At 60.2% G+C, this 4,483-nt stretch carries 4 protein-coding genes; all 4 read right to left on the bottom strand.

Going from position 1 to position 4,483, the window contains the following annotated elements; all coding sequences use genetic code 11:
* On the bottom strand, nt 1-552 hold a 552-nt coding region (locus BMX00_RS14180), incomplete at its 3' end, for a NapC/NirT family cytochrome c (protein WP_090829672.1).
* A complete protein-coding gene (gene cycA, locus BMX00_RS14175) occupies nt 552-1,253 on the bottom strand; it encodes a cytochrome c-550 CycA (protein WP_090829674.1) in 702 nt (233 codons plus the stop codon). The genes cycA and BMX00_RS14180, both read right to left, overlap by 1 nt.
* 342 nt (nt 1,254-1,595) lie before the next feature.
* On the bottom strand, nt 1,596-2,738 hold the full coding sequence (haoB, locus tag BMX00_RS14170; protein WP_281245913.1) for a hydroxylamine oxidation protein HaoB: 1,143 nt from the start codon (nt 2,736-2,738) through the stop codon (nt 1,596-1,598).
* Between the two features lie 3 nt (nt 2,739-2,741).
* Complete coding sequence (locus BMX00_RS14165) at nt 2,742-4,406, bottom strand: multiheme c-type cytochrome (RefSeq protein WP_425433914.1); 1,665 nt, start codon at nt 4,404-4,406, stop codon at nt 2,742-2,744.
* Nucleotides 4,407-4,483 lie beyond the last annotated feature (77 nt).

Below are 4,483 nucleotides of genomic sequence, written 5' to 3'. Positions count from 1 at the left end.
GACCATCTTGCCCTGTTTGCGGCTCTCGTTGAGGTCGGTTTCGGCCACTTCCTTGTGTACCAGGTTCTGATGGCAGTCGATGCAGGTGGCCCCTTCGGTCTCCATCTTCTTGTGCGCAGCCTTGGCATCGGCTCCCGGTGGCTGCGGGTTCCTGTGGCAGGTCCGGCAGGTGCGGCTGTCCCATTTCTTCAGGTTCAGGCGCGCATCGTGCGCCATGATCAGCCGCCGCTCGTTGAATTTCTCCAGCGTGGAATAGTCGTTGACCGCCTCCAGGTACAATTCACGCGCACCATCGACCACGTGGGTGGCCACCGCCAGGTGGAAGTTCTGCAGTCCCTGGGGGATGTGGCAGTCCTTGCAGCCGGGGTTGGCCCCCAGTGCGCCATAGTGCGAGGAGGTCTTCAACTCTTCCGCAGGATAGGTCATGGAATGACAGCTGGTGCAGAATTCATTGGTGGAGACGGCGGCCTCGCCGCCGAGCACCACCACGACCAGTACTATTCCGAGGGTTAGCCCCAGTAGCAGGCTGCCTGCCGCATGCTTACCTGCCATCAGTCTTCTACCTCAGCCTTCTTTCCAACCTTGGCGCTGGCCTGGAATTCGTCATGATATTTGAACTTCGGCTCGCCCGTGAAGGTGCCGTCCAGTTTGTAATGCTCGTGCATGGCCTTGGCATCCTTGACGTATTTGTCGAAGTTGAAGGTGTATTTCTTGTCCACTTCCGGGGTGAACGGGGTGTAGGGTTCCTTCGCGCCCTTCCAGGGTGAGCCTTTGTAGTTCAGGTGGCAGGCGTTGCAGCTTTCTTCAAAGCTGAAGTCCTGTCCGGCATCGGCCAGTACCTGCCGCGGGGTGGTCTTCTTGGATTTCTCGTACGCCGCCCCCGCCTTGCGGTGGATGCCGCGATACTTGGAGCCCGGTCCATGGCAGGATTCGCAGCCTACGCCGGATAAGAATTTGTTGGGATCTTCCACGGTGTAGCCGCCTTCCTTGCCCCAGCCGTCCACGTGGCAGCCTACGCAGTCCTTGTCCTTGGTGTAGTCTTTCTTGGGGTCGAGCTTGGCTTTCTTCTTGGCCTCGGCCTTGGTGTTGGGCTTGAGCGATTCCATGGCTTTGGCGTGCGCCGTGTCTCCCCATGATTCGGCCTGGCTCTTGTGACACGAACTGCATTTCTTGCGCCCTTCAAACGATTGGGCGCTCGCGCTTCCTGCATATACCGCAAACAGGGCTGCTGCTGCGGCAATCACTACTGTCATGCGATGGCTCATGGTTTCTCCTTTTTTCTGGTGAGGCAACGTATCCGTTGTGGTGTTGTCTTTGTTATGCTGTCCCGGTGTGTCCGGTTGTATTATAGGTTGCGTTTGCTTGCGCCGTGTCCGGTGGCCTTCCTTCGTTGGCCTGCTTGGGGTGGCGCTCTTTCGTTGGCTTTCTGCAGGTCAAGCTTTTTGCGTTTCCTGGGGCTAAACCCTTTTGCCCATACTGTATCTCCGGTTTCCTCAAACGGGTAGCACCAGTACCATGTCTCTTTCTGGTACCACTGGTACCGCTTGGGATGGTTGCTGGATCAGTCCAGCGGTACCGGACAGATACCGGACAGATCAGCCCCCGGCCGGGGCGGCGGGAGCGGGTTCCCGCGGAGTGGAGGGTGGAGCGGATTGCGGGGTGGATTGTACGGGGGCGTCTGCCTGGGCGTCCTTGCCGCCCGGGATCTTGTAGACCCAGTAGCCGCCCTGCTGGTAGATGAGTTGCAGGGCCTGCAGGTCCAGCGGCTGGGATTGGGTGAAGGGCAGCATCTGCGCCACCAGGGTCTGGCTGCTCTTGGGGTCGCGCAGGAAGTAGCCGCGCACCATTTTGTCGTTCAGGGATTGCAGGGTGTAGGTGATGAAGGTGTTGTCCTGCATCCACTGTTTGAGGTAGCCGATGAGGCCGTGCATGTTGCCTTCCATGGGGAAGTTCTTGTAAGTGATGTCGAACTGGCTGGGACGCATGAGCCCCAGTTTGTAGAGGTCGGTGACATGGATGGCGATGTAGGCTTCGCGCGTTCCTGCCAGTTCGCGCAATATGGCCGCACCCTGTTGCGGTTCGGCCAGCAGCGCATCGGCAAAGCGCTGGAATTTGCGGCGCTCGTCATCGCCGGGTACGGCGCCCCAGAATTTGTTTTCATAGGCGCGGATGGCATCGGTGCGTTCGCGCCACATGGCGGGCGCGATCAGGGGTTCGCCCACATGGGATTTGAACAGGGTGTCGCGTGCGGAGAGCAGGTTGATCTGGCGCGAGGTATCCCACCAGGCGAGGATCAGGGCGTCTTGGGGCGCATGTTTGGCTATGGCGGCCGATAGCGCGGCAAGCTCCGGGAGTTTGCTGTCGAGCGAGGTGAGCAGTTCGCTGGTGCGGTTTTCCCAGTCAAGCAGGACCGGAGCGCTCTGGCCGCGCCGGGCCACGTGTCCTGTGGCCAGGGGTTGGTCCACGCCTTCCGTATACACTTCGTAGCGTGCCAGGATGAGATCCGGCCAGGCTTCCAGTCCCAGTTGGGGAAATTTGGAGGCAGGTCCTTCTTCCGCCAGCTGGTAGCGGTAGGGGGGGGACCCGGGGCTGAACCACAGCCAGGCAAACCAGGCGAGCAAAAGAATTCCTCCCGTCACCAGGAGGATGCCCAGTGACGGGAGGAGTTTGGTTCCCGTTCTCCGCCGCGCCCTGTCGGCGCGGTCAGGAGAAGGTGAGGTGGCAGATGAGGCGATCAAACCTTAGGAGCGCTCGCTCTTTTCGCGCCGGCGCCAGCCCGCCAGGGCCAGGGTGCCCGCCAGCAGCATGCCTCCGCCCAATCCGCCCAGCGAGAGTTTCTCATCCTTGCTGTTGAGATCGAGCAGGCTGGTGCGACCCTTTTCCATCTTGGCCACGCGTTCCTGCAAGGCCGCCATTTCGCGGATCTTGGTGTTCTCGTCCATGACTTCGACGTAGGCGCGGTTCATCGGGCCCCAGCCTTCGGTATAGGTCCAGCCACCCGGATTGACGTGGGCTAAGCCTACGTGCAGCTTGGGCAGGTCGTTCTCTCCCATTTCCAGTACCTTGAGCTCGATGGCGGCAGGGTTGTTGTCCTTGGACCAGTAGAGCTGGGTGAAGCCGGCAAACATTTCCTTGTCAGGCGGCAGCGGCAGCGGACGGTTGGTCTTCTGGCCGGTCAGGAGCCCTTCCTTGTAGAGTTTCTCGGCGACCGCATGCGCTTCCTTGTACTTGGCGATGCCGTGCAGGGTGCCCTTGTCCATGAATTCCAGGTAGGAGCGGGCAAAACGCTCGCTGTGGCAGGAGGTGCAGGTCTTGACCCAGGAGTCAAGGCGCGCTTCCGACCATTCGCTGCTGATGTTCTCGGCTATGCCGGGCACCGCAGGGTAGTTGGCCCAGCGTATCTTCCTCACGACGTTGTGGCTGTATTTGCCTTCATACTCGAAGTGGCAGCCCGCACAGGTCGGGGCTGTCTGCCCGCCCTTGGTGTAGGCGTCCTTCAGCGGGGCGTTCCAGTTCCACTTGTCGCCCATCATCGATACGACCTTGCCGTGCTTGCTCATGGAGTAGGCTTCCCAGTTGTTGTGGTCTACTCCACTGTGACAGGTGGCGCACGCTTCCGGTTTGCGCGATTCGGCGGCGGAGAATTCGTGCCGCGTGTGGCAGGAGTCGCATTTGTTCTGGTTGGTGTGGCACATGCTGCAGCCTTCGGCTATCTCGCGCTGCGGCATGGCGGCAAATACGGCAACTTCTACGTTGGCTTTCCAGTCCAGCGCGTGCGAGGGCCTTCCCTGCGGCCATTGCTTGTTCGGCCAGATGAGGGTGTCGCGCTCGGATTCGCGTTCGGCAAATTCCTGCAGGTGGCAGGTGCCGCATACGTCCGCCGTGGGCATGCGCAGGTCTTTCATGTGGTCAGCCTTGCCCTTGGCGTTGATGTCAACGTGGCAGTCGATACATCCCACTTCCTTGAGCTTTTCGTTGGCCCCCAGCCGTCCCATCGAGCGCAGGTTCTTCTCGACGTCTTCCAGCTTGCCTTTCTTGTAGTAGGTCGGGTCCTCGGGCTTCAGGTTGCGTACCTTGTCCAGGTTGGCGTGGCTGCTCTTCTTCCAGGCGTTCACCCATACCGGCGATTCGTCCGTGTGGCATTTGACGCACTCCTGCCGATCCGCTACTTCCTTCATCGAGGTCGGCGGCTTGTAAAACGAGGCAGGGTCCATGTACATGCTGTAGGGAACAGGTTCCCAGTACTTCGCCAGTGTCCCTCGTCCCGCTCCTTGCGCCGGATCCTTGTACCGCTTTACCAGCGCTTCATGCAACTGCTTGGGCGAGGCCGATTGCTCCAGATTCAGTGCCTTGTATGTCTCCTTGGGCACGCTGGGAAAGTTCGCCTGCGCCGACGCCGCAATCATCACGCCTACCCCAAGCAGTACCCCACTCAGCCACGGCTTCAATAACATCTCTTCTTCTCCTCTGTTCCGTAGTAATT

The sequence above is a fragment of the Nitrosovibrio tenuis genome (genome assembly GCF_900109785.1).
GTDB classification, from domain to species: Bacteria; Pseudomonadota; Gammaproteobacteria; order Burkholderiales; family Nitrosomonadaceae; genus Nitrosospira; species Nitrosospira tenuis_A.
Note: the sequence above shows the minus strand (reverse complement) of the source record. Positions and strands in the feature narration are given on the sequence as shown.

What these genes read in the sequence shown, in the direction of transcription:
- cycA (WP_090829674.1), bottom strand. Translation starts at nt 1,253, where the DNA reads ATGACAGTAGTGATTGCCGCAGCAGCAGCCCTGTTTGCGGTATATGCA.
- BMX00_RS14165 (WP_425433914.1), bottom strand. Translation starts at nt 4,406, where the DNA reads ATGATTGCGGCGTCGGCGCAGGCGAACTTTCCCAGCGTGCCCAAGGAG.